At 58.7% G+C, this 23,475-nt stretch carries 25 protein-coding genes and 1 tRNA gene; 21 read left to right on the forward strand and 5 right to left on the reverse strand.

Annotation, left to right across the window (positions count from 1 at the left end; genetic code table 11):
• Positions 1-88: 88 nt before the first annotated feature.
• The 12 genes from AAEZ06_RS24070 to AAEZ06_RS24125 all read left to right on the forward strand — a co-directional run bounded on the left by AAEZ06_RS24070 (position 89) and on the right by AAEZ06_RS24125 (position 10,090).
• The gene (locus AAEZ06_RS24070; protein WP_350616571.1) at positions 89-1,075 is read left to right on the forward strand and encodes an NAD(P)/FAD-dependent oxidoreductase; all 987 of its coding nucleotides are present in this window, start codon (positions 89-91) and stop codon (positions 1,073-1,075) included.
• A complete protein-coding gene (locus tag AAEZ06_RS24075) occupies positions 1,072-1,287 on the forward strand; it encodes a TIGR02450 family Trp-rich protein (protein WP_149411733.1) in 216 nt (71 codons plus the stop codon). The genes AAEZ06_RS24070 and AAEZ06_RS24075 overlap by 4 nt, the downstream gene beginning before the upstream one ends.
• Positions 1,288-1,399: 112 nt before the next feature.
• A complete protein-coding gene (locus AAEZ06_RS24080; protein WP_350616573.1) occupies positions 1,400-2,371 on the forward strand; it encodes a YbgA family protein in 972 nt (323 codons plus the stop codon).
• Between the two features lie 3 nt (positions 2,372-2,374).
• Positions 2,375-3,310 carry a MerR family transcriptional regulator gene (locus tag AAEZ06_RS24085; protein WP_350616575.1) on the forward strand — a complete coding sequence of 312 codons (936 nt, stop codon included), beginning with the start codon at positions 2,375-2,377 and terminating at the stop codon, positions 3,308-3,310.
• Entirely contained in the window at positions 3,311-4,756 is a 1,446-nt protein-coding gene (gene phrB / locus AAEZ06_RS24090) for a deoxyribodipyrimidine photo-lyase (RefSeq protein ID WP_149411736.1), read from the forward strand.
• Complete coding sequence (locus AAEZ06_RS24095; RefSeq protein ID WP_149411737.1) at positions 4,749-5,171, forward strand: nuclear transport factor 2 family protein; 423 nt, start codon at positions 4,749-4,751, stop codon at positions 5,169-5,171. The genes phrB and AAEZ06_RS24095 overlap by 8 nt, the downstream gene beginning before the upstream one ends.
• The gene (locus AAEZ06_RS24100; protein ID WP_149411738.1) at positions 5,168-5,950 is read left to right on the forward strand and encodes an SDR family NAD(P)-dependent oxidoreductase; all 783 of its coding nucleotides are present in this window, start codon (positions 5,168-5,170) and stop codon (positions 5,948-5,950) included. The genes AAEZ06_RS24095 and AAEZ06_RS24100 overlap by 4 nt, the downstream gene beginning before the upstream one ends.
• Entirely contained in the window at positions 5,947-7,194 is a 1,248-nt protein-coding gene (locus tag AAEZ06_RS24105) for an NAD(P)/FAD-dependent oxidoreductase (RefSeq protein WP_149411739.1), read from the forward strand. The genes AAEZ06_RS24100 and AAEZ06_RS24105 overlap by 4 nt, the downstream gene beginning before the upstream one ends.
• Positions 7,191-8,000, forward strand: coding sequence for a DUF1365 domain-containing protein (locus AAEZ06_RS24110; protein ID WP_149411740.1), 810 nt, complete (start codon positions 7,191-7,193; stop codon positions 7,998-8,000). Before AAEZ06_RS24105 ends, AAEZ06_RS24110 begins: the two co-directional genes overlap by 4 nt.
• Positions 7,987-9,258, forward strand: coding sequence for an SAM-dependent methyltransferase (locus AAEZ06_RS24115; RefSeq protein WP_149411741.1), 1,272 nt, complete (start codon positions 7,987-7,989; stop codon positions 9,256-9,258). Before AAEZ06_RS24110 ends, AAEZ06_RS24115 begins: the two co-directional genes overlap by 14 nt.
• Positions 9,251-9,730: a DUF2878 domain-containing protein gene (locus AAEZ06_RS24120; RefSeq protein ID WP_149411742.1), complete on the forward strand. Its 480-nt coding sequence runs from the start codon at positions 9,251-9,253 to the stop codon at positions 9,728-9,730. Before AAEZ06_RS24115 ends, AAEZ06_RS24120 begins: the two co-directional genes overlap by 8 nt.
• Positions 9,731-9,784: 54 nt before the next feature.
• The gene (locus AAEZ06_RS24125; RefSeq protein ID WP_149411743.1) at positions 9,785-10,090 is read left to right on the forward strand and encodes a YkgJ family cysteine cluster protein; all 306 of its coding nucleotides are present in this window, start codon (positions 9,785-9,787) and stop codon (positions 10,088-10,090) included.
• A gap of 163 nt (positions 10,091-10,253) precedes the next feature.
• Here AAEZ06_RS24125 and murI read toward each other — a convergent pair whose 3' ends face one another.
• From murI to hemA, 5 genes are read right to left on the reverse strand one after another with little or no spacing between them, the layout of a single operon-like run.
• Complete coding sequence (gene murI, locus AAEZ06_RS24130; protein WP_149411744.1) at positions 10,254-11,048, reverse strand: glutamate racemase; 795 nt, start codon at positions 11,046-11,048, stop codon at positions 10,254-10,256.
• Complete coding sequence (locus AAEZ06_RS24135; RefSeq protein ID WP_149411745.1) at positions 11,041-11,796, reverse strand: molybdopterin-synthase adenylyltransferase MoeB; 756 nt, start codon at positions 11,794-11,796, stop codon at positions 11,041-11,043. Before AAEZ06_RS24135 ends, murI begins: the two co-directional genes overlap by 8 nt.
• Positions 11,790-12,620, reverse strand: coding sequence for a peptide chain release factor N(5)-glutamine methyltransferase (gene prmC, locus AAEZ06_RS24140; protein ID WP_350616580.1), 831 nt, complete (start codon positions 12,618-12,620; stop codon positions 11,790-11,792). Before prmC ends, AAEZ06_RS24135 begins: the two co-directional genes overlap by 7 nt.
• Positions 12,621-13,703 carry a peptide chain release factor 1 gene (prfA, locus tag AAEZ06_RS24145; RefSeq protein WP_133101953.1) on the reverse strand — a complete coding sequence of 361 codons (1,083 nt, stop codon included), beginning with the start codon at positions 13,701-13,703 and terminating at the stop codon, positions 12,621-12,623. It lies immediately after the preceding gene.
• Complete coding sequence (hemA, locus tag AAEZ06_RS24150; RefSeq protein ID WP_149411747.1) at positions 13,700-14,983, reverse strand: glutamyl-tRNA reductase; 1,284 nt, start codon at positions 14,981-14,983, stop codon at positions 13,700-13,702. Before hemA ends, prfA begins: the two co-directional genes overlap by 4 nt.
• Positions 14,984-15,257: 274 nt before the next feature.
• Between hemA and AAEZ06_RS24155 the strand changes: the two genes are divergently transcribed.
• The 9 genes from AAEZ06_RS24155 to AAEZ06_RS24195 all read left to right on the forward strand — a co-directional run bounded on the left by AAEZ06_RS24155 (position 15,258) and on the right by AAEZ06_RS24195 (position 23,403).
• Positions 15,258-16,982, forward strand: a complete 1,725-nt coding sequence (locus tag AAEZ06_RS24155) for a tetratricopeptide repeat protein (protein ID WP_149411748.1) — start codon at positions 15,258-15,260, stop codon at positions 16,980-16,982.
• Positions 16,983-16,986: 4 nt separating this feature from the next.
• Complete coding sequence (lolB, locus tag AAEZ06_RS24160) at positions 16,987-17,604, forward strand: lipoprotein insertase outer membrane protein LolB (RefSeq protein WP_149411749.1); 618 nt, start codon at positions 16,987-16,989, stop codon at positions 17,602-17,604.
• A gap of 1 nt (position 17,605) precedes the next feature.
• Positions 17,606-18,457: a 4-(cytidine 5'-diphospho)-2-C-methyl-D-erythritol kinase gene (ispE, locus tag AAEZ06_RS24165; protein WP_149411750.1), complete on the forward strand. Its 852-nt coding sequence runs from the start codon at positions 17,606-17,608 to the stop codon at positions 18,455-18,457.
• Between the two features lie 37 nt (positions 18,458-18,494).
• Positions 18,495-18,569: transfer RNA gene (locus AAEZ06_RS24170), tRNA-Gln, on the forward strand.
• Between the two features lie 46 nt (positions 18,570-18,615).
• Positions 18,616-19,557 carry a ribose-phosphate pyrophosphokinase gene (locus tag AAEZ06_RS24175; protein ID WP_003208392.1) on the forward strand — a complete coding sequence of 314 codons (942 nt, stop codon included), beginning with the start codon at positions 18,616-18,618 and terminating at the stop codon, positions 19,555-19,557.
• 138 nt (positions 19,558-19,695) lie between these two features.
• On the forward strand, positions 19,696-20,295 hold the full coding sequence (locus tag AAEZ06_RS24180) for a 50S ribosomal protein L25/general stress protein Ctc (protein WP_149411751.1): 600 nt from the start codon (positions 19,696-19,698) through the stop codon (positions 20,293-20,295).
• Positions 20,296-20,463: 168 nt separating this feature from the next.
• Positions 20,464-21,048, forward strand: coding sequence for an aminoacyl-tRNA hydrolase (pth, locus tag AAEZ06_RS24185; RefSeq protein ID WP_149411752.1), 585 nt, complete (start codon positions 20,464-20,466; stop codon positions 21,046-21,048).
• A 22-nt stretch (positions 21,049-21,070) separates the two neighbouring features.
• The gene (ychF, locus tag AAEZ06_RS24190) at positions 21,071-22,171 is read left to right on the forward strand and encodes a redox-regulated ATPase YchF (RefSeq protein ID WP_149411753.1); all 1,101 of its coding nucleotides are present in this window, start codon (positions 21,071-21,073) and stop codon (positions 22,169-22,171) included.
• A 446-nt stretch (positions 22,172-22,617) separates the two neighbouring features.
• Positions 22,618-23,403 carry a sigma 54-interacting transcriptional regulator gene (locus AAEZ06_RS24195; protein ID WP_350616585.1) on the forward strand — a complete coding sequence of 262 codons (786 nt, stop codon included), beginning with the start codon at positions 22,618-22,620 and terminating at the stop codon, positions 23,401-23,403.
• Positions 23,404-23,475: the final 72 nt, after the last annotated feature.

Raw genomic sequence — 23,475 nt, forward strand, 5'->3', positions numbered from 1 at the left:
AGGTACGTCAAAACTTATACCAAAAAATAATATTGTACAGCTATTGGTGACGACGTAGCCTGTACCCAACGGTAAAACGAGGCCCTCCATGACTGTTCCCATCGCGATCATTGGTACCGGCATCGCCGGACTTTCGGCCGCCCGCGCGTTAAAAGATGCCGGGCACGTTGTACAACTCTTCGATAAAAGCCGTGGCAGCGGCGGACGCATGTCCAGCAAGCGCAGTGATGCTGGCGCCCTGGACTTGGGCGCCCAGTACTTCACCGCCCGCGACCGGCGCTTCGTCAACGAAGTGCAACGCTGGCAGGCCAATGGTTGGGTCGCCCAATGGAAGCCGCAGCTGTACAACTTCCAGTCCGGCCAGCTCAGCCCCTCCCCTGATGAACAGACCCGCTGGGTGGGCACGCCCCGCATGAGTGCCATCACCCGCGCCCTGCTTGACGACTTGCCTGTGGAGTTCGGCTGCCGCATCACCGAAGTGTTCCAGGGTAAACAGCACTGGAACCTGCTGGACGCCGACGGCGGCAACCATGGCCCCTTCAGCCATGTGATCATCGCCACCCCGGCGCCCCAGGCCACTGCGCTGCTGGCTGCCGTACCAAAATTGGCCAGTGCCGCCGCCGGGGTAAAAATGGACCCTACCTGGGCCATCGCCCTGGCGTTCGACACGCCCCTGGATACACCCATGGAAGGCTGCTTCGTGCAGGACAGCCCGCTGGACTGGTTGGCCCGCAACCGCAGCAAACCGGGGCGCGATAACACCCTCGACACCTGGGTGCTCCATGCCACCAGCACCTGGAGCAAGCAGCACCTTGACCTGCCCAAGGAAGCGGTGATCGAGCTGCTGCACGGCGCGTTCGCCGAACTGCTGCACTGCGCCATGCCTGCCCCCTCCTTCAGCCTGGCCCACCGCTGGCTCTATGCCCGGCCGGCCAGCAGCCACGAATGGGGCGTGCTGGCCGACGCCGATCTGGGGCTGTACGTGTGCGGCGACTGGTGCCTGTCGGGCCGGGTCGAAGGTGCCTGGCTCAGCGGCCAGGAAGCGGCAAAGCGGCTGATCGAGCACCTGCAGTGAACCGCATCAATCCCACCAAATTGCTGCTGTCGAAGTGGACAGCGGCCCGCCCCCGCAACAGAGAAAAACACTTCCTGGTCAGCGAATTGTTTCGCGACGAAGAAGGCACGGTGCTGGAAATCGAATTGCAAGCTGTACTCACCCGCCGTGGCGAACGCCTGGCCTGGCACACCCTGCAAAATGCCGAAGACTGGAAAATGGGCTGGAAATAACCCGACGGAAAATAACTGTACAAATAAATTGACTTGTACAGCATCAAACCTATGATGAGGTTTAGTTGTACACAAATAATATTCTGTACAGGAATATTGCAGAGGTTTTGGCATGTCCAGCGCCCCGTCCACCACCGGCAAACCCAAAATCGCCATCAGTGCCTGCCTGCTGGGCGAGAACGTGCGCTTTAACGGTGGACACAAGCAATCGCAACTGTGCAGCCAGACACTGACGGATTATTTCGACTTCGTGTCCTTGTGCCCCGAAGTCGCCATCGGCCTGGGCATCCCCCGAGAACCGATCCGCCTGGTGGGCGACCCGCTGCAACCACAAGCGGTCGGCACCGTTCACCGCGAACTGAACGTAACCCAGCCGCTGGACGACTATGGCCAACAGATGGCTGGCGAACACACCGACCTCTGCGGCTACATCTTCATGCAGAAATCACCCTCCTGTGGCCTGGAACGAGTCAAGGTCTATCAGGACAATGGCATGCCCATCGATGGCGGCGGACGCGGTATCTACGCCCAGGCGTTTTGTACCCGCCATCCCAATCTACCGGTGGAAGAAGACGGTCGTCTCAATGACCCGGTACTGCGGGAAAACTTCCTGACCCGAGTCTTCGTCTACGCCACCTGGCAACAGTTGCTGGCCGAAGGCATGACCCGCCACCGCCTGCTGGTATTCCACTCGCGCTACAAATACCTGCTGATGGCCCACAGCCCGGCCCACTACAAAAGCCTCGGCCACCTGCTGGGCAGCATGAGCAAAAATGCCGACCTCAACCAACTGAGTGCAGTCTATTTCAGTGAGCTGATGACGGCGATGAAAAAATGCGCCACCCGCGGTACCCACACTAACGTGCTGCAACACATCAGCGGTTACCTCAAGCAGGCCATCAGCGCCGAAGACAAACAGGAAGTGCAGACCGTCATCGGCCAATACCGCCACGGCATCGTGCCGCTGGTGGTGCCGATGACCTTGCTCAAACACCACTTTCGCCAACATCCGGACCGCTACATAGCGCAGCAGGCTTACCTGCAACCGCACCCGGAAAACCTCAGCCTGCGTAATGCGATTTAACCCATGAACACTCTTGAGCAAGACCTTACCGAACCCGGCGAAAACTTTGCCCAGGCCCTGGAGCAAGGCTGGCTGCCGATTCGCGAAGTGGCGCGCCAGACCGGTGTCAACGCCGTAACCCTGCGCGCCTGGGAACGGCGTTACGGCCTGATCGTGCCGCAACGCACGCCCAAGGGGCATCGACTGTTCTCCGCCGATCACGTGCAACGCATCCACACCATCCTCACATGGCTTAATCGTGGCGTACCGGTCAGCCAGGTCAAACAACTGATCGACACCGCACAAACCGTCGACGACAGCGTAGAAAACGAATGGCATAGCCTGCGCCAACATTTGCTAATAGCCATCAGCCAACTGGCCGAGCGCCGGGTGGACGATGCCTTCAACCAGGCCATGGCGCTGTACCCGCCGCGTACCCTGTGCGAGCAGCTGTTGCTGCCGCTGCTCAAGGAACTTGAACAACGCTGGCAAGGGCAATTCGGTGCGCAAATGGAGCGGGTGTTTTTCCATTCCTGGCTGCGCAGCAAGTTCGGCGCCCGGATGTACCACAACAACCGTCAGCTCAATGGTGCGCCGTTGTTGTTGATCAATCACTCGGACCTGCCACTGGAACCCCACTTGTGGTTGACCGCCTGGCTGGCCAGCAGCGCCGACTGCCCTGTAGAGGTCTTCGACTGGCCACTGCCCGCCGGCGAACTGGCCCTGGCCGTCGAGCATTTGCAGCCCCGTGCGGTGCTGCTTTACTCGAGCAAGGCCATCAATTTGATGGCCTTGGCGAAACTCCTGAGCGGCGTCAGTTGCCCTACCTTAATGGCCGGACCAACGGTATGCATCCACCAGGCCGAGTTATCCGTATTAACCCATGACATCCCTGAATTATTCCTGGCCGAAGACCCGTTGTCGGCCCATCAGGCATTGATCCAGCGTGGACTTCTCTAAATGCACTTGACCTGGCTGCGCACCGACCTGCGCCTGCATGACAACACCGCCCTCACTGCCGCAAGCCAGCGAGGCTCAACGGCAGCTGTCTACCTGATCACCCCCGATCAATGGCTTGCCCATGACGATGCACCGTGCAAGGTGGATTTCTGGCTGCGCAACCTGCAGGCCTTGAGCCAAGCCCTGGCTGAATTGAACATCCCACTGCTGATCCGTCATGCCGCAACGTGGGATCAGGCGCCGCAGGTGCTGGCGCAATTGTGCCAGGAGCTATCGATCGAGTCGGTCCACGTCAACGAAGAATATGGCATCCATGAAAGCCGTCGCGACGCAGCCGTCGCCCAGACGCTGGAGGGCCAGGGCGTCACCTTCCACCGCTACTTGGACCAGTTGCTGTTCCAACCCGGCAGCGTGCTGACCAAGACCGGTACTTACTTCCAGGTGTTCAGCCAGTTTCGCAAAGTCTGTTACAACCGCCTGCACAGCGCCCTGCCCCGATTGGTGGCAACGCCCAGGACGCAAACTGTATTGGACCTGAAAAGCGATCCGGTCCCTGAGCACGTCAGCGGTTTCGCCACGCCCAGCGAAGGCCTGCGTACCCTGTGGCCAGCGGGTGAAAACGAGGCGCGGCGCCGCCTGGAGCAATTCGCCGACGGGCAGATCAGCAACTACAAGCACGAGCGAGACTTCCCGGCCAAGCCCGGCACTAGCCAGTTGTCCGCCTACCTGGCCGCCGGTGTGGTCTCGCCGCGCCAGTGCCTGCACGCTGCACTGCAAAGCAACCGAGGTGAGTTTGAAAGCGGCGATATTGGCGCTATTACCTGGATCAACGAATTGCTGTGGCGCGAGTTCTACAAACACATCCTGGTGGGCTATCCACGGGTCTCCCGCCACCGCGCCTTTCGCCCCCAAACCGAAGCTGTGGCCTGGCGCCACGCACCTGAAGACCTGGCCGCCTGGCAGCAAGCCCGCACCGGCCTGCCGATCATCGACGCAGCCATGCGCCAGTTGCTGGAAACAGGCTGGATGCACAACCGCCTGCGCATGGTGGTGGCGATGTTCCTCACCAAGAACCTGTTGATCGACTGGCGCGAAGGCGAGCGCTTCTTCATGCGTCACTTGATTGATGGCGACCTGGCGGCCAACAACGGTGGCTGGCAGTGGAGTTCATCCACCGGCACCGACTCGGCGCCTTATTTCCGAATTTTCAGCCCGCTGAGCCAGTCGGAAAAATTCGACGGTGAAGGACGTTTTATCAAGCACTGGCTGCCGCAGCTGGCCACTCTGAACAAAAAAGAAGTGCATAACCCCGATGCCCTCGGCGGCCTGTTTGGCGTGGCCGACTACCCGCGGCCGATTGTCGACTTGAAGAAGTCCCGGGAACGCGCCCTGGCGGCCTTTCGCAGCCTACCATCGCGCCAATCGGCTGAGGGGGTGTATGAGTGATTTCCTGCGCCGGTTTGCCCATGCCTTCGCGACCCTGGACAAACACAACCTGCACCTGCTCGACAGCTTGTACAGCAAGGACATCACGTTCACCGACCCGCTGCACGAGGTCCAGGGGCTGACGGCACTGCATGCCTATTTCACCGGGCTGTACGACAACGTCAGTCAGCTGCATTTTGATTTCCACGGCTTCGACCAAGTGGCCGAGGGCGAAGGTTATCTGCGCTGGGAAATGAGTTTTTGCCACACGCGCCTGGCCAAGGGCCAACTGATTCGGGTGGAGGGCTGCTCGCACCTGCTGTGGCGCGACAAGGTTTACCGACACCGAGATTACTTCGATGCGGGCGCGCTGCTTTATGAACACTTGCCGCTAATCGGCCGGGTTGTCAGTTGGCTGAAAAGGAGAATGGGATGAGCCCTACACCGCCTCGTCGTTATTGGTTGACCGGCGCCAGCAGTGGCATCGGTGCCGCCCTGGCCGAAGAGCTGCTCAACAGCGGCGCTCATGTGGCGATCAGCTCGCGCGCCAAAGCGCCGCTGGAGCAGCTTGATCAGAAATATCCGGGGCAAGTGCTGGTGGTGGCGGGCGACTTGACCAACAGCCAAACAGTGCGCGAGATCGGTGAGCATATCGCCGTGGTCTGGGGTTCCCTGGACACGGTGATTCTCAATGCGGGCACCTGCGAATACGTCGACGCCAGGCAGTTTGACTCCTCGATCATCGAGCATGTGGTTCGCACCAACCTGCTGGCCAGCAGTTACTGCATCGAGGCGGCCTTGCCGCTGTTGCGCGCCGGTCATACACCGCATCTGGTGGGCGTCGCCAGCGCCGTGACCTATTTGCCGATGCCACGGGCCGAGGCCTACGGCGCGTCCAAGGCCGGCCTGCGCTACCTGTTTGAATCCCTGCGTATCGACCTATCGCCTGAAGGCATTGATGTCACCGTGATCAGCCCAGGCTTTGTCGACACACCTATGACTGCCCGCAACGACTTCCCGATGCCCTTGAACTGGCCGGTAGACAAGGCCGCCCGGCATATTTTCGCCAAGCTGAACAATCGCCCACTGGAGATCGCCTTCCCCGCGCTGTTTATCGCCGCCTTGTGGCCGCTATCGAAACTGCCAAACCGCGCGCAACTGATCATCGGCAAGCGCATGTTACGCAGCCCGCCGCCTCATAAGGACGACCTGTGAAGATCGCCATTATCGGCAGTGGCATTTCTGGGCTGACCAGTGCCTACCTGCTCAGTCGTCGCCACGACATTGCGCTGTTCGAAGCCGGCGAGCGCATCGGCGGTCATACCCACACGGTGAACGTGACCGTAGAAGATGAACAGTACGCAGTGGACACCGGCTTTATCGTGTTCAACGACTGGACCTACCCCAACTTCATTCGCTTGCTCGGGCAGATTGGCGTGTCGTTCAAGCCCACCGAGATGAGCTTTTCGGTATGCGACCAGAACGAAGGCTTTGAGTACAACGGCAACAGCCTCAACAGCCTGTTCGTCCAGCGCCGCAACATTCTCTCCCCCGGTTTCTGGGGCATGTTGCGCGATATCCTGCGCTTCAATCGCCAGGCACCGCTGGATCTGCAAGAGCAGCGCATCAGCGCCGAGATGACCCTGGGCGAGTACTTGCAGGCCGGCAACTACGGCCCGCGCTTTATCCGCCATTACATCGTGCCCATGGGCGCGGCGATCTGGTCGATGTCGCTGGCGGACATGCTTGGTTTTCCGCTGCAATTTTTCGTGCGGTTCTTCAAGAACCACGGCCTGCTGTCGGTCAACAACCGGCCGCAATGGTGCGTGATCGAGGGCGGTTCCAACGGCTATATCGAGCCGCTGAGCGTGTCCTTTCGCGAACAGATTCGCCTCAATTGCCCAGTGAGCCGCGTGGAGCGCACCACTGAAGGCGTGATCCTCCACAGCGTCGCTGGCAGCGAACAGTTCGACAAAGTGGTCTTCGCCTGCCACAGCGACCAGGCCCTGCTCCTGCTGGGTGACCCTAGCCTGGCCGAGCAGCAGATCCTCGGCGCGATGCCCTACGCCGATAATGACGTGGTCCTGCACACCGACATTCGTTTGCTGCCGGATCGTAAATTGGCCTGGGCCAGTTGGAACTACCGGCTGGACGGTAACGCCCACAAGCAGGCGGCTGTCACTTACGACATGAACATCCTGCAAGGCATCGAGAGTTCGACCACCTTCTGCGTCAGCCTCAACCAGACGGCGATGATCAACCCCCTGAAAATCCTTGCCCGATACACCTACGCCCATCCGCAATACAGCCTGGCCGCCGTGGCCGCGCAAGCCCGCTGGGAAGAGTTGCATGGCACCCGGCACACCTATTATTGCGGCGCCTACTGGGCCAATGGTTTTCATGAAGACGGCGTAGTCAGCGCCCTGCGCGTGGCCCAGGCCTTTGGGGAAACCCTGTGAACAGCGCCCTGTACAGCGGCTGGATTGCCCACCGACGGTTTACGCCCAAGGCTCATGCCTTTCGCTACCGGATCGGCCTGCTGTACCTGGACCTCAGCGAACAGGATCACGTATTGCAGCTCTCGCCCCTGGCCGGCACAGGCCGCTTTGCGCCCTTTGCCTTTCGCCAGCAAGACTATCTGCGTGAATTCACCCGCCACGGCATGAGCTTGACCGCCGCGGTGCAGCAAGAAATTGGCAAGGCGCTGGGGTATGTGCCCCAAGGCGGTATCTGCCTGCTAACCCAGGCTCGCAGTTGGGGCCTGGCGTTTAATCCGGTGAGTTTTTTCTACTGTTTCGAAGCCGATGGGCGGCTGGCGGCGATCCTCTGCGAAGTCACCAACACTCCCTGGCGCGAGCGCTACCACTACGTGCTGCCAGCTCAGGCGCTAGCGGCCGATGAGCATCAACACTTTGCCGTAGCCAAGGCGTTTCATGTCTCGCCGTTCCTGCCAAGGGACCTGGAATACCGCATGAGCTTCAGCCCGCCCACCACAAGACTCGGCGTGCACATGGCCGACTGGCAAGGCGAGGTCAAAGTGTTCGACGCCACCTTGAGCCTGCAACGCGAGGCCCTCGATCGATCCAGCCTGCACCGTTACCTGTGGCGCTTCCCCTGGATGACCGCCAAGACCTGCCTGGCGATTTACTGGCAAGCCCTGCGCCTGCTGTTTAAACGCACGCCGATTTTTCCCCACCAGGCCGCCGATGGCGCCTCACGAACTGCAGTTGGGTATACCAAGGATCGCCGCCATGAAATCCCCTAGCTTATCGGTCAAATCCAGTCGTTTAAACGTTAACGGCATGACCGGCGCCTTGTTGCGCAAGGCTGTGCTGCGCCAATTCGGTAACCTTCGTCACGGCCAGTTGGTGGTGATCGAAGACGGCGAGCGACAAGTCTTCGGTGCTCGAGAAGCGCACCTGCTGGGGGAAATCCAGATCCTTGACTCGGCCGTATGGGGCCTGGTGGCGGCCAACGGCTCCATCGGTGCCGGCGAGGCGTTTATTCATGGTTACTGGAGCAGCCCGGACCTGACCGCCGTAGTGCGCGTGATGGTCAGCAACCTCGATGTACTCGATGCTCTTGAAGGCGGCCTGGCGAAACTGGCGCGGCCCTTCACCCAAGGCCTGCACTGGCTCAACCGCAATACCCGCAAGGGCTCACAGAAGAACATCGCCGCACATTACGACCTGGGCAATGATTTATTCGAAGAGTTTCTCGACCCAACCATGATGTATTCGGCCGCACAGTTCCTTACTGCCGACGACACCCTGGAACAGGCACAACTGAACAAGCTGGAACGTATCTGCCAGAAACTGGCGCTCAAGCCTTCGGATCACCTGCTGGAAATCGGCACTGGCTGGGGCAGCATGGCGCTGTACGCCGCGCAGCACTATGGCTGCAAGGTCACCACTACGACCTTGTCCAAGGAGCAGTTTGCCTACACCGAAAAGCGCATTGAAGCACTGGGTTTGCACAATCAGGTGACGCTGCTGTTGCAGGATTATCGCGACCTCACCGGGCAATACGACAAACTGGTGTCGATCGAGATGATCGAAGCCGTGGGCCATCGTTTCCTGGCGACTTACTTCAAGCAGTGCGCGCAGTTGCTCAAGAGCGACGGCCTGATGCTGCTGCAAGCCATCACCATCCGCGAGCAACGCTACGAACAGGCCAAGAGCAGCGTGGACTTTATCCAGCGTTACATCTTCCCCGGCGGCGCCCTGCCCAGCGTGCAAAAAATGCTGGACATCGTCAGCCGCGACACCGACATGAACCTGCTACACATGGAAGACTTCGGCCTGCACTACGCGCGAACCCTGCGCCTGTGGCATGAGAGCTTTCGCCGCGCCCATGGCCGCCTGATGGAACTGGGCTACGACGAATACTTTCTGCGCCTGTGGGAGTTTTACCTGTGCTACTGCGAAGGCGGTTTCATGGAGCGCACCATCGGCACGGCACAATTGCTGCTGGCCAAGCCCTCGGCGGTAACCCAACCCTTACTCGGCCGCTTTAATGCTTAAAAAGCTGGCGAATGCCGTGCTGTTTCAGTGCGGCTGGTTTGCCTGCGTCATTGGCGGTGACAGTCTGTGGTTGCTGGTGGGGTTGGCGGTATTGGCTATCCATCTGCTGTGGATAAGTTCATATGCCAGAGAAGGAGGACTTATTCTCTACGTCACTTTGGCTGGCACGGCGCTTGACACGCTATTACGCAGTTTGGGCGTGTTTCAGTTCAGCGAACCTGGCCCATTGATTCCTTTCTGGCTGATCCTGCTGTGGGCGCTATTAGCCACCACTCTGCGTCATTGTCTGGCCTGGACAGCACGCCCCTGGTGGCGCGCCAGCCTGCTAGGGGCGCTGGGCGGGCCGCTGTCTTACTACGCCGGCAGCCAATTGACTGGCGTGATTTTCCCTTACGGTACCGGGCCAACGCTTGTTGGGCTGGGGTTGCTCTGGGCGCTGTTTTTTAGAGGGCTACACCGGATAGCACAGTAACGTCCGTCAGAGCTTTCACACCGATGCAGCGCTGTTGCCTTACACTGCGCGTCTATGACCACCATTCCCCACACTCAAATTGCCGAACCCGCCGTCACCTGCTCCACCTGCGCCGCGTGCTGCTGCCAGTTGGAAGTCATGCTGATCACCGATACCGGTGTGCCTGAACGTTTTATCGACACTGACGATTGGGGCGGCGAAGTCATGCTGCGCCTGGACGATGGCTGGTGCGCGGCGCTGGATCGCAACACAATGATGTGCAGCATCTACGAGAAGCGCCCGCTGATCTGCCGTGAGTTCGAGATGGGTGCGCCGGAGTGCATCGACGAGCGCCAGGGGATTGCGACGATGTATCGCTGATCTTCGATCAGATGTGGAAGCCTATCTGTGTTTGGCCGCAATCGCAGCCAAACCGAACAAGCGCTTCATAAGAAGCATTCCTTCCGAACGAAGTTCGTATGATTTTGTACAGGCTAACTTCCTATAGAAGTCAGTGCAAAAAGAACGTGACCTCACGAACTTTTCACAAGACAAAACTTCGTACAACACCTGAAGACTTCCATAGTGTTGGTAGGATTTTTCTCAGGTGTTCCGGATCACCACTCGTCCAGAATTGCGCCGTCCGAGGATTGCCCTCGGCCAACAATCCGCGCTCACCCAAAAGCCGCTGCAACTGACGTGCAACCGCCGCCCCGGTGTCGATCAGGATGATCGTGGGCGGTAGCAGTTGCGCCAACAGTGGCTTGAGAAAGGGATAGTGAGTGCAGCCCAGAATAATGGTGTCGCAACCAGCCTCGACCAGCGGTTCGACATAACCTTGCAACAGCAGGCGCAAGGCAGGGCTGCGCAGGTCGCCCGTTTCGATCAGCTCCACCAGACCCGGACACGGCTGGGTAATCACCCGCACATCGGTGGCAAAGCGGTCCAGCAACGCGGCGAACTTGGCGCTCTGCAGCGTGCCGGTGGTCGCCAGCACGCCGACCACGCCACTGCGGGTAGCCGCCGCAGCCGGTTTGACGGCGGGCTCCATGCCCACCAGCGGCCAATCGGGAAAATCCCGCCGCAGATCAGCGACAGCAGCCACGGTCGCGGTGTTGCACGCGATCACAAAGGCCTTGGCACCCTGCTCGCGGAAAAATCCGGCGATCAGCCGAGAGCGTTCGCGAATAAATTCCGGAGTTTTCTCGCCATAGGGAATGTGCCCGCAATCGGCCACGTACAGCAGTGACTCATGGGGCAACAGGCGCTGGATTTCGTCCAGCACCGACAGGCCGCCGACACCGGAGTCGAACACACCAATCGGCGCGTCCTTAACCATGTCGGGTACCGCAGACGCTGCAACCCGGATCGCGCTTGACCCGCAACTCACGAAAACGCGTGGTCAAGGCATCGATCAACAACAGCCGCCCTACCAGCGGCTCACCGAAACCGGCCAGCAGCTTCAGCGCTTCCAAGGCTTGCAGGCTGCCTACCAAACCCACCAGAGGGCCGATCACGCCGGCTTCGCTGCAAGTCAGTTCGGCTTCGCTGCCGTGCCCGTATAAACAGTGGTAACACGGACTTTCGGCGCGCCGGGGGTCGAACACCGAAAGCTGACCGTCCAGACGAATCGCCGCACCGCTGACCAGCGGTTTACCGGCAGCCACGCAGGCGGCATTTACCGCTTCGCGGGTGGAGAAATTGTCGGAGCAATCCAGCACCACGTCTACCGCAGCCACGGCGGCGGCCAGGGAATCGGCGTCCATAGCGGTGCGATGGGCGACCAATTGGATCTCGGGATTGATCGCGCCCAGGCGGCGGATGGCCGAATCGACTTTGGTAAGACCCACACTGTCGGTGTCGTGGATGATCTGGCGTTGCAGGTTGGTCAGGTCGACGGTGTCGAAATCCGCCAAATGCAGTTCACCAACGCCGGCTGCCGCGAGGTACAAGGCAACCGGTGCCCCCAGGCCGCCGAGGCCGACAATCAGCGCACGACTATTTTTCAGGCGCAACTGGCCGTCGATGTCAACATGCTGCAACAGAATCTGCCGGCTATAGCGCAACAGCTCCTGATCGGTCAGCACGGCCGGCGTCCCAGGCTGATGCGTTCATGGCCGCCGAGGTCGATGCGGCTCTGGACCTCTTCGAAGCCTTGCGCCAGCAACAGGTCGCGAACGGCCTGGGCCTGGTCATAACCATGCTCCAGCAGCAGCCAGCCGCCGGCATCCAGATGCACGGGTGCCTGAGCGATGATCAGGCGCAGGTCGTCCAAGCCATCGTGGCCGGCCACCAAGGCGCTGGCCGGCTCGAAACGCACATCACCGGCAGCCAAGTGCGGGTCGGTGTCGGCGATATACGGCGGGTTACTGATGATCAGGTCGTAGGTGTGATCTTTCAGGGCGCTGAACCAATGGCTGCTCAGCACCGTAGCGTTGTTCAGGTGCAGGCGCTGGCGATTACGCTCGGCGAGGGCCACTGCTTCGAGCACGCGGTCGACCGCAGTGATTTTCCAATCCGGACGCTCGCTGGCCAGAGCCAGGGCAATAGCACCACTGCCAGTGCCCAAGTCCAGGACATTGGCCGGCGTGGCGGGCAGTAATTCCAGGGCGGCTTCCACCAACATCTCGGTTTCCGGACGCGGGATCAGCGTGTGCGGTGCCACTTCCAGGTCCAGCTTCCAGAACCCTTGCTGGCCGAGGATATAGGCCACGGGCTCGCCGCTACGGCGGCGTTGCAGGTAGCTGGCGAAGGTCAGCGCGGCTTCGCTGCTGACGATCTTTTCCGGCCAGGTGTGCAGGTAGCTGCGAGACTTGCCCAGGGCCGCGGCCAGTAGCAATTCCACATCCAGGCGCGCGGTGGGCGAGTCAGGCAACTCGGCGGCGCGTAACAAACTAGCAATAATGGTCATTTATTCACCTATCGCTGCCAGTTGGTCGGCCTGGTATTCGGCCAGTAACGGCTCGATCACCGCATCCACGCCACCGGCAAGAATTTCATCCAAGGAGTACAGGGTCAGGTTGACCCGGTGATCGGTAACCCGGCCCTGGGCAAAGTTGTAGGTACGGATGCGCTCGGAACGGTCACCGGAGCCCACCAGCAATTTGCGCTCGCTGGCAATCGCATTGGCGGCGGCGCTGGTCTGCTGGTCATTGAGCTTGGCCGACAGCCAGGACATCGCACGCGCTCGGTTCTTGTGCTGGGAACGTTCTTCCTGGCACTCCACCACAATGCCCGACGGCAAGTGGGTGATACGGATCGCCGAGTCGGTCTTGTTGACGTGCTGGCCGCCAGCACCCGATGAACGGTAGGTGTCGACACGCAAGTCCGCCGAGTTGATCTCGATGGCTTCCTGCTCGTCCGGCTCAGGCAACACCGCCACGGTGCAAGCCGATGTGTGAATGCGGCCCTGGGATTCAGTGGCCGGAACCCGCTGTACGCGGTGAGCGCCAGATTCGAATTTCAGCTTGCCGTAGACGTTGTCGCCTTCAATCCGGGCGATGACCTCTTTATAGCCGCCATGTTCACCGATGTTCTCGGACAAGATCTCGACACGCCAGCCGCGGCGTTCGGCATAGCGCGAATACATGCGAAACAGGTCCCCGGAGAAGATCGCCGCTTCGTCACCGCCAGTGCCGGCGCGGATTTCCAGGAATACGTTGCGCCCATCGTTGGGGTCCTTGGGCAGCAACATGCGTTGCAGGTCGCCTTCCAGTTCGATCAGCCTGTCCTTGGCTTCGCGCACTTCTTCAACGGCCATTTCGCGCATGTCCGGATCGCTGTCCTTGAGCAACGCCTGGGCGCCTTCGAGGTCAGCCTGAACCTTGAGCAGCTGTGTATAGATGGCCACAATGGGTTCAACTTCCGCGTATTCCTTGGAATAGGTGCGGAACTTGTTTTGATCGGAGATGACTTCGCCATCGCCGAGCAAGGCGGTCAGTTCCTCGAAACGATCCTGGATCATGTCCAGCTTATTGAGCAGTGACGCTTTCATTGCGGTTTTTTATCCGAAGCCGACGTGCCCTCATTGAGGGCAAAGAGTTCCTGGGCCATGGCCAGCGCATCGAGGCGGCCTTCGGCAGTCAGTTTTTTAAGCTGCACGCTTGGGGCGTGCAGCAATTTGTTGGTGAGGCCACGGGCCAGGTGCATCAGCACGTCTTCGGCGCTGCTGCCGTTGGCCAGCATGCGCTGGGCCTTGATCAATTCCTCATCCCGCAGGCGCTCGCCCTGCTGGCGGTAAGCCTTGAGCACATCGACGGCGGCCAGTTCACGCAGGCGCACCATGAAGTCATCGGCGCCGGCGCTGACCATTTCCTCAGCCGCCTGGGCTGCGCCCTGGCGGCTCTTGAGGTTTTCAGCGACCACTTCGTGGAGATCGTCGACGCTATAGAGGTAAACGTCGTCCAACTCGCCGACTTCAGGCTCGATATCCCGGGGAACGGCGATATCCACCATGAAGATCGGCTTGTGCTTGCGCAGCTTCAAAGCGCTCTCTACCGCGCCTTTACCGAGGATCGGCAACTGACTGGCGGTGGAACTGATCACGATGTCGCTGCGCACCAGTTCGGCGGGGATTTCCGAGAGCAACACCGCATGAGCGCCGAACTGCTCGGCGAGGATACTGGCACGTTCCAGGGTACGGTTGGCCACGACGATCCGCTTGACCCCCAGCTCATGCAGGTGGCGGGCGACCAGGGTGATAGTTTCGCCGGCGCCGATCAGCAGCGCCTGGCTGCGTTGCAAGTCGCTGAAGATCTGCTTGGCCAGGCTGACAGCGGCAAATGCCACGGAGACCGGGTTTTCGCCGATGGCGGTATCGGTGCGCACCTGTTTGGCCGAGTTAAACGTGGCCTGAAACAAACGCCCCAGCAGCGGGCCAATGGTCCCGGCTTCACGGGCCACGGCGTAGGCCGATTTCATCTGGCCGAGAATTTGCGGTTCGCCCAATACCAGCGAATCGAGCCCGGAGGCGACCCGCATCATGTGACGAACTGCCGCATCTTCTTCGTGCACATAAGCACTCGTGCGCAGCTCTTCAAGGCTCAAATGGTGGTAATCAGCCAGCCAGCGCAACACCACATCCACCGAAAGATGTTCCTGCTCTATATAGAGCTCGCTGCGATTGCAGGTGGAAAGGATCGCAGCTTCGCGGCTGTCAGTGAGCCGGCAGAGCTGCTGCAAGGCCTCAACCAACTGCTCCGGGGTAAACGCCACGCGCTCGCGGACGTCTACAGAAGCAGTCTTGTGGTTAATACCCAGAGCAAGGAAGGCCATTCAATATCGCTGATGATGTCGAGAGGCCGACAATTGTCCTACTTCGCCTGATTCAGAACAACCATTGCCGTCTATTGCCCTGGTAGCTTACGCCTATAAAAGGCCATCTGTGGAGCGTGCACGCTCGTGATGGTCGTTAACGATGACGCGGGCTTACTGAATAAAACGCGTTGCCCTCAGGTTCTTCGCGAGCAAGCTCGCGCCTACACGGTTATGTTTGGCCGAAGGCTTGTGTCATGATGATCCGACCGCAGGTTAGTCGTCCTCTTCCTATATGAATAGATCTTCCGCGTTGCTCCTTGCTTTTGTCTTCCTCAGCGGCTGCCAGGCCATGGCTCCCGTATCGCCGGACGGTTCGCCACCGGTAGAAGACAGCACTCCCACCCCTGAAAAGCCCAAGGTTTACTCCTCGTTCAGTGAAGAGACGGTATTCAGTCTGCTGAGTGCGGAGCTGGCCGGCCAGCGCAATCGTTTCGACATTGCCCTGGATAACTACGTGACCCAGGCCATCAATACCCAGGACCCAGGTATTTCCGAGCGGGCGTTTCGCATTGCCGAGTACCTGGGCGCCGACCAGGCCGCGTTGGACAGTGCGCTGATCTGGGCGAAAAACGCCCCGGACGACCTTGAAGCCCAACGTGCAGCGGCGATCCAACTGGCTCGCGCCGGGCGCTATGACGACTCCATGATCTATATGGAGAAAGTATTGCAGGGCAAGGGTGACACCCACTTCGACTTCCTCGCGCTGTCGGCTGCCGACACCGACCAGGACACTCGCACCGGCCTGATGAAGAGTTTCGACCGGCTGCTGCAAAAGCACCCGAAGAATGGCCAGCTGATTTTCGGCAAGGCCTTGTTGTTGCAACAGGATGACGAAGCCGAGGCCGCCTTGAAGCTGCTGGAGCGCAACCCACCGGAAGACGGTGAAGTCGCCCCACTGCTGCTGCGGGCGCGCCTGCTGCAAAACCTCAATCGCGGCAAGGAAGCCTTGCCGTTGCTGGAAAAAAGCATCAAGAAGTACCCGGACGACAAGCGCCTGCGCCTGACTTACGCCCGCATGTTGGTGGAGCAGGACCGCATGGAGGATGCCAAGGTAGAGTTCGCCAGCCTCGTCCAGCAATATCCGGATGATGACGAACTGCGCTACTCCCTGGCGCTGGTCTGCCTGGAGGCCAAGGCCTGGGATGAGGCCAAGGGCTACCTGGAAGACCTGATCGCCCGGGAAAGCCATGTCGACTCGGCGCACCTGAACCTGGGGCGTATCGCTGAAGAGCGCAACGACCCGCAAGGCGCGTTGATCGAGTACGCCCAGGTCGGCCCCGGCAATGACTACCTGCCAGCCCAATTGCGTCAGGCCGATATCCTGATGAACAACGGCCGCACCGATGAAGCGGAAAAACGTCTGACGGCGGCACGGGATGCAGAGCCGGACTACGCCATCCAGCTCTACCTGATCCAGGCAGAGACCTTGTCGGCCAACAATCAGGGCGATCGCGCCTGGAAAGTACTGCAGCAAGCACTGCTGCAATACCCCGACGACCTGAACCTTCTGTACACCCGCGCCATGCAAGCAGAAAAACGCAATGACCTGGCGCAGATGGAAAAAGACCTGCGCCTGATCATCAAGCGTGACCCGGACAACGCCATGGCACTGAACGCCCTGGGTTACACCTTGTCTGACCGTACAACGCGCTATGCCGAGGCCAAGGTCCTGATCGAGCAGGCTCACCAGCTCAACCCGGAAGATCCGGCCGTGCTCGACAGCCTGGGCTGGGTGAATTACCGCCTGGGCAACCTGGACGAAGCCGAACGCCTGCTGCGCCAAGCCCTTGAGCGATTCCCCGACCAGGAAGTCGCCGCTCACCTGGGCGAAGTGCTCTGGGCCAACGGCAAACAGCGCGAAGCCAGACAAATCTGGAAGAAGTTCCTCAAGGAACAACCCGAAAGCCCTATCCTGCGCAGCACCATCAAGCGCCTGACCGGATCCGAGACCCTTTAAGATTATGTTTTTGCGCCACGTCATCGTTTTCAGCTTTATCGCCCTGCTCGCCGGTTGCGCGGGTTTCGGCGCACGCGAGTCCGTCGAAGGCCAGGGCAACCTAGCACAGTGGCGACAGCACAAAGATCAACTGAACAGCCTCGACGGCTGGCAGATCAGCGGCAAGGTCGGGATTCGCGCACCGAAGGACTCAGGCAGTGGCACCCTGTTCTGGCTGCAACGCCAGGATTACTACGACATCCGACTTTCCGGCCCCCTGGGACGTGGCGCTGCACGCCTGACCGGCCGACCGGGGCAAGTGAGCCTCGAAGTCGCCAACCAGGGCCGCTATGAAGCGCCGAACCCCGAAGGTCTTCTGGAAGAACAACTGGGCTGGAAATTACCAGTGTCGCATCTGGTGTGGTGGGTTCGCGGGCTGCCCGCACCCGACAGCAAGAGCCGCTTGAGCCTCAATGGCGACAGCCGCCTGGCCACGCTGGAACAGGATGGCTGGCAGGTCGAGTACTTGAGCTATGTTGAACAGAACGGTTACTGGCTACCCGAGCGCATCAAACTGCATGGTACTGACCTTGACCTCACGCTGGTGATCAAGGACTGGCAACCACGCAAGCTGGGGCAATAACATGACGGCAAAGCGCCTGACCCTACCTGCTCCAGCCAAGCTCAACTTGATGCTGCACATTCTTGGTCGCCGTGAAGACGGTTACCACGAACTGCAGACGCTGTTTCAATTTCTTGACTACGGCGATGAGCTGACCTTCGTTGTACGCGATGATGGCGTGATTCAACTGCACACCGCATTCGAGGGAGTACCCCACGACAGCAACCTGATCGTGAAGGCAGCAAAAAAACTTCAGGAACAATCCGGCTGCGCGCTGGGCATTGATATCTGGATCGACAAGATCCTGCCCATGGGCGGCGGAATCGGCGGTGGCAGCTCCAACGCCGCCACCACCCTGCTCGGTCTGAACCACCTGTGGCAACTGGGCTGGGACGAGGATCGTCTGGCTACGCTGGGCCTGACACTGGGCGCAGACGTCCCGGTTTTCGTCCGTGGACACGCCGCTTTTGCCGAGGGAGTGGGGGAAAAACTCACCCCTGTAGACCCCGAAGAACCTTGGTATGTCGTGCTTGTTCCGCAAGTATCTGTAAGTACAGCAGAAATTTTTTCAGATCCACTGTTGACACGTAACTCTCCTCCCATTAAAGTGCGCCCCGTTCCCAAGGGAAACAGTCGGAATGACTGCTTACCGGTTGTAGCAAGGCGTTACCCAGATGTACGTAACGCTTTGAATTTGTTAGGTAAATTTACCGAAGCAAAATTAACCGGAACTGGAAGTTGTGTGTTTGGGGGCTTCCCAAACAAAGCTGAAGCTGATAAAGTCTCGGCCCTTCTTACAGAGACCCTTACAGGGTTTGTAGCAAAAGGAAGCAACGTTTCGATGTTGCATCGCAAGCTGCAAAGTCTGCTCTAAAAGGAACCGAGTGCTGGGCACTCGTTGCAACAAATACAGGGGCGTCGCCAAGCGGTAAGGCAGCAGGTTTTGATCCTGCCATGCGTTGGTTCGAATCCAGCCGCCCCTGCCATTTTCGTATACTCATCCAGGTTACCCTCAGCCTTCAGGTACTGCGCGTGTCCAAGATGATGGTCTTTACGGGGAACGCCAACCCCGATCTGGCTCGGCGTGTTGTACGTCAGCTGCATATCCCTCTCGGTGACATCTCTGTCGGTAAATTCTCCGACGGCGAAATTACAGCCGAGATCAATGAAAACGTCCGCGGTAAAGATGTCTTCATTATTCAGCCGACTTGCGCTCCGACCAACGATAACCTGATGGAACTCGTCGTGATGGCTGATGCCTTCCGCCGCTCCTCAGCGACTCGAATCACAGCTGTAATCCCTTACTTTGGTTATGCCCGTCAGGATCGCCGTCCGCGTTCCGCACGTGTGGCTATCAGCGCGAAAGTCGTTGCTGACATGCTGACCGTGGTAGGCATCGACCGTGTTCTCACGGTTGACCTGCACGCTGACCAAATCCAGGGGTTCTTCGATATTCCAGTAGATAACATCTACGGCTCCCCCGTCCTGGTGGATGACATCGAAGACCAGCGCTTTGAAAATCTGATGATCGTGTCCCCGGACATTGGCGGCGTCGTGCGTGCACGTGCTGTTGCCAAGTCCCTGGGCGTGGATCTCGGGATCATCGACAAACGCCGTGAGAAAGCCAATCACTCTGAAGTGATGCATATCATCGGTGATGTCGAAGGGCGCACCTGTATTCTGGTCGATGACATGGTCGACACCGCCGGCACCCTGTGCCACGCGGCGAAAGCCTTGAAAGAGCACGGTGCAGCCAAAGTCTTTGCCTACTGCACACACCCTGTGCTGTCGGGTCGGGCGATCGAGAACATCGAGAACTCAATGCTGGACGAACTGGTGGTGACCAACACCATCCCGTTGTCCGCTGCTGCTCAAGCCTGTTCGCGTATCCGTCAACTGGATATCGCACCGGTAGTTGCCGAGGCGGTTCGCCGCATCAGCAACGAAGAATCGATCAGTGCGATGTTCCGTTAAGGGTCAACCCTTGGCGTCATCCCACTGACGAAAAGCGCCCCGCCCCAGCATATTGTTGGGGCGGGGCTTTTTTGCCCATATCGCCTTTAGCGCTGGTCGCAAACGCTGGGGCGAATGTGGTTATTTTGGAGATACAACATGAACGATTTTACTCTGAATGCTGAAGTGCGATCTGACCTGGGGAAAGGTGCGAGCCGCCGCCTGCGTCGTCTCGCAAGCCTGGTTCCAGCTGTAGTTTACGGTGGCGAAAAAGCCCCTGAATCCATCAGCATGCAAGCTAAAGAAGTTGCCAAACTGCTGGAAAACGAAGCCTCGTACAGCCACATCATCGAGCTGAACATCGGCGGCAAAAAGCAGAACGTCATCATCAAGGCACTGCAACGTCACCCAGCTAAAGGCCACGTGCTGCATGCTGACTTCGTACGCGTTGTAGCCGGTCAGAAACTGACCGCTATCGTGGCTGTACACTTCGTTGGCGAAGCTGACCCGATCAAGAAAGGCGGCGAAATTTCGCACGTTACCGCTGAGATCGAAGTGACCTGCCTGCCGAAAGATTTGCCTGAATTCATCGAAGTCGACCTGTCGAACGCTGAAATCGGTGACATCATTCACCTGTCCGACCTCAAAGCCCCTAAAGGCGTTGAGTTTGTTGCTCTGGCTCACGGCAATGACAAAGCCATTGCAAACGTTCACGCTCCACGCGTTGCTCCAGAAGCTGAAGAAGCCGCTGCAGAGTAATTCACTCTGTAACGTAGGAGCTGGAGGAAGCATCGCGGACCGAAACGTAGCGAGAAAGCGGGCGAGAACGCGAAGTTTACTTTTGAGTAAATGAGTTCTTGTCGTCCACTTTCGCCGCACGTTGGTTGCAGCGATGTTATCCACAACTCCAAAGGAAGGGCCCCTGTCGTGACTGCCATTAAACTGATCGTTGGCCTGGGAAATCCAGGCGCAGAATACGAACAGACCCGGCATAACGCGGGGGCCCTTTTTGTTGAGCGCATCGCCCACGCCCAAGGTGTAAACCTGGTGGCCGATCGCAAATATTTTGGCCTGACCGGACGCCTCTCGCATCAAGGTCAGGATGTTCGTCTGCTGATACCCACCACCTACATGAACCGCAGCGGCCAAGCCGTCGCGGCACTTGCGGGTTTCTTCCGGATAAAACCCGAAGAAATCCTGGTGGCCCATGACGAATTGGACTTGCCACCCGGTGTTGCCAAGCTCAAGCAAGGCGGCGGGCATGGCGGTCATAACGGCCTGCGAGACATCATCGCGCAGTTGGGCAATCAGAATACCTTTTACCGTCTGCGGCTTGGCATTGGCCACCCAGGCGTCGCCAGTATGGTTTCAAACTTCGTCCTGGGTCGTGCGCCACGCGCCGAACAGGAAAAACTCGATGCCAGCATCGATTTTGCCCTCGGCGTGCTGCCGGATATCTTCGCCGGGGAATGGAACCGTGCGATGAAAAACCTGCACAGCCAGAAGGCCTGACTCTTATCCAAGGGGAAACACCATGGGATTCAATTGCGGCATCGTCGGCCTGCCCAACGTCGGCAAGTCCACCCTGTTCAACGCCCTGACCAAATCCGGTATTGCGGCGGAGAACTTCCCCTTCTGCACCATCGAACCCAACACCGGTATCGTGCCGATGCCCGACGCACGCCTGGAAGCACTGGCGGTCATCGTCAATCCCAAGCGCATCCTGCCGACCACCATGGAATTCGTCGACATCGCAGGCCTGGTGGCCGGCGCGTCGAAAGGTGAAGGCCTGGGCAACAAGTTCCTTGCCAACATCCGCGAGACCGACGCCATCGCCCACGTGGTCCGCTGCTTCGAAGACGAGAACGTGATTCACGTCTCCAACAGCGTCGACCCGAAACGCGACATCGAGATCATCGACCTGGAACTGATCTTTGCCGACCTCGACAGCTGCGAGAAGCAACTGCAAAAGGTCACTCGCAACGCCAAGGGCGGCGACAAGGATGCTGTGGTTCAGAAGGCTCTGCTGGAGCAACTGATCGCTCACTTCACTGAGGGCAAGCCAGCACGTAGCCTGATGAAAAGCATGAACACCGACGAAAAGGCGGTGATTCGTGGTTTTCACCTGCTGACCACCAAGCCTGTCATGTACATCGCCAACGTGGCTGAAGACGGCTTCGAGAACAACCCGTTGCTCGACGTGGTCATGGCCATTGCCAAAGAAGAAGGCGCCATTGTCGTACCGGTCTGCAACAAGATCGAAGCGGAAATCGCCGAGCTTGATGACGGCGAAGAAAAAGACATGTTCCTTGAGGCCCTGGGCCTGGAAGAGCCTGGCCTGAACCGTGTGATCCGCGCCGGCTACGAAATGCTGCACCTGCAGACTTACTTCACCGCTGGTGTTGAAGAAGTCCGCGCATGGACCGTCAAAGTCGGTGCCACCGCACCACAAGCCGCTGGCGTGATCCACACCGACTTCGAAAAAGGTTTTATCCGCGCCGAAGTCATCGCCTACAACGACTTCATCCAGTTCAAGGGTGAAGCCGGTGCCAAGGAAGCAGGTAAATGGCGCCTGGAAGGCAAGGAATACATCGTCAAGGATGGCGACGTGATGCACTTCCGTTTCAACGTCTAAACCCTGGCGCAGAACAAAAAGCCGATGCAATGCATCGGCTTTTTTGTGGGCGCCTGACCGATATCCTACCTGCCAGAAAGAATCCAACTGGCACGCGCAATGACACAATAAAATGTAACAATTTGGCAACTCCACTAAATACATAAGACCCCACCAACACAACGCTGCCTAAAAATCACTAATCCCCCACCATCTAAAAAAAACCAAAAATTCCAGACTACTCCTACCTCCAATAACGATTTAAAACAGCCACCGCACTTGAATATTTATTATTTTTAGCTTCCACTCCGCCGCTCAGTCTATAAGCATTAAAACTCACCATTTATCACCAATGACAACGGTATAGACTTGCGTTCTACTGCCTTTAAGAAAACGACCAAGCGGCTCAAGTTAGTTGAACTCGTAATAGGTCTGACAGAGGCAATAAATATGTTGCAGCAAGAGTGATGTCGGCATCCCACAAGATCAACGACAATAACCTTCCCCCTCTAATTGAATGCCCGGGTCTGGAAGCCACAATCAGGAATACTGCGACACTAAATGTCGACATTTTGTTACTTGGAGAAACTGGAACCGGCAAGGACACCCTGGCTGAAAGAGTTCATCGCTTATCCGGGCGCAGGGGCAACTTTGTTGCAATCAATTGTGCGGCGATCCCGGAAACACTCGCCGAAAGTCAGTTGTTCGGCGTCACCAATGGTGCATTCACCGGCGCGGTGCAATCACGAGCTGGCTTTATCGAAGCGGCACATTTGGGAACCTTATACCTCGATGAAATAGACAGCATGCCCCTGGTTCTACAGGCCAAATTACTACGAGTATTGGAATCAAGGGGTGTCGAACGACTGGGGTCAACCAAGTTTATTGCCGTGGACATGCGGGTGATCGCCTCGGCACAACAATCTCTGCATGAGATGGTCGAGCAAGGCCTATTCAGGCGGGATTTGTATTTTCGTCTCAACGTCGTCGCCATTAACCTGCCAGCCTTGCGCGAGCGCCGGGAGCGTATCATCCCGTTATTCCTGAATATGATTGAGCGCGAAGCCCAGCATTTCCAATTTCCCGCCCCCATTCCCCCAAGCGTCCTGCTCCAGCAACTGCTCTGCCATTCGTGGCCAGGTAATGTCCGCGAACTGGGTTCGGCTGCCAAACGCTTTGTTCTCGGCTTGCCTGCGATTCCAACCCAAGGGAATGAATATCAAGGGGTCACAATGAACCTCAAGGAACCCTGAATTCAACACATAAGTGCAACGCTCACCCCTGTATGCACTTCGTACGGCGTCTTCCAGCCCAAGCGCTTGCGC

Origin of the sequence: Pseudomonas sp. HY7a-MNA-CIBAN-0227, assembly GCF_040310325.1 — a bacterium.
In the GTDB taxonomy this organism is placed as follows: domain Bacteria; phylum Pseudomonadota; class Gammaproteobacteria; order Pseudomonadales; family Pseudomonadaceae; genus Aquipseudomonas.

Coding starts and splice junctions, on each gene's coding strand:
- AAEZ06_RS24070 (WP_350616571.1), top strand. CDS start 89: ATGACTGTTCCCATCGCGATCATTGGTACCGGCATCGCCGGACTTTCG.
- AAEZ06_RS24080 (WP_350616573.1), top strand. CDS start 1,400: ATGTCCAGCGCCCCGTCCACCACCGGCAAACCCAAAATCGCCATCAGT.
- AAEZ06_RS24085 (WP_350616575.1), top strand. CDS start 2,375: ATGAACACTCTTGAGCAAGACCTTACCGAACCCGGCGAAAACTTTGCC.
- phrB (WP_149411736.1), top strand. CDS start 3,311: ATGCACTTGACCTGGCTGCGCACCGACCTGCGCCTGCATGACAACACC.
- AAEZ06_RS24095 (WP_149411737.1), top strand. CDS start 4,749: ATGAGTGATTTCCTGCGCCGGTTTGCCCATGCCTTCGCGACCCTGGAC.
- AAEZ06_RS24100 (WP_149411738.1), top strand. CDS start 5,168: ATGAGCCCTACACCGCCTCGTCGTTATTGGTTGACCGGCGCCAGCAGT.
- AAEZ06_RS24115 (WP_149411741.1), top strand. CDS start 7,987: ATGAAATCCCCTAGCTTATCGGTCAAATCCAGTCGTTTAAACGTTAAC.
- AAEZ06_RS24120 (WP_149411742.1), top strand. CDS start 9,251: ATGCTTAAAAAGCTGGCGAATGCCGTGCTGTTTCAGTGCGGCTGGTTT.
- AAEZ06_RS24125 (WP_149411743.1), top strand. CDS start 9,785: ATGACCACCATTCCCCACACTCAAATTGCCGAACCCGCCGTCACCTGC.
- murI (WP_149411744.1), bottom strand. CDS start 11,048: ATGGTTAAGGACGCGCCGATTGGTGTGTTCGACTCCGGTGTCGGCGGC.
- prmC (WP_350616580.1), bottom strand. CDS start 12,620: ATGACCATTATTGCTAGTTTGTTACGCGCCGCCGAGTTGCCTGACTCG.
- prfA (WP_133101953.1), bottom strand. CDS start 13,703: ATGAAAGCGTCACTGCTCAATAAGCTGGACATGATCCAGGATCGTTTC.
- hemA (WP_149411747.1), bottom strand. CDS start 14,983: ATGGCCTTCCTTGCTCTGGGTATTAACCACAAGACTGCTTCTGTAGAC.
- AAEZ06_RS24155 (WP_149411748.1), top strand. CDS start 15,258: ATGAATAGATCTTCCGCGTTGCTCCTTGCTTTTGTCTTCCTCAGCGGC.
- lolB (WP_149411749.1), top strand. CDS start 16,987: ATGTTTTTGCGCCACGTCATCGTTTTCAGCTTTATCGCCCTGCTCGCC.
- ispE (WP_149411750.1), top strand. CDS start 17,606: ATGACGGCAAAGCGCCTGACCCTACCTGCTCCAGCCAAGCTCAACTTG.
- AAEZ06_RS24180 (WP_149411751.1), top strand. CDS start 19,696: ATGAACGATTTTACTCTGAATGCTGAAGTGCGATCTGACCTGGGGAAA.
- ychF (WP_149411753.1), top strand. CDS start 21,071: ATGGGATTCAATTGCGGCATCGTCGGCCTGCCCAACGTCGGCAAGTCC.
- AAEZ06_RS24195 (WP_350616585.1), top strand. CDS start 22,618: ATGTCGGCATCCCACAAGATCAACGACAATAACCTTCCCCCTCTAATT.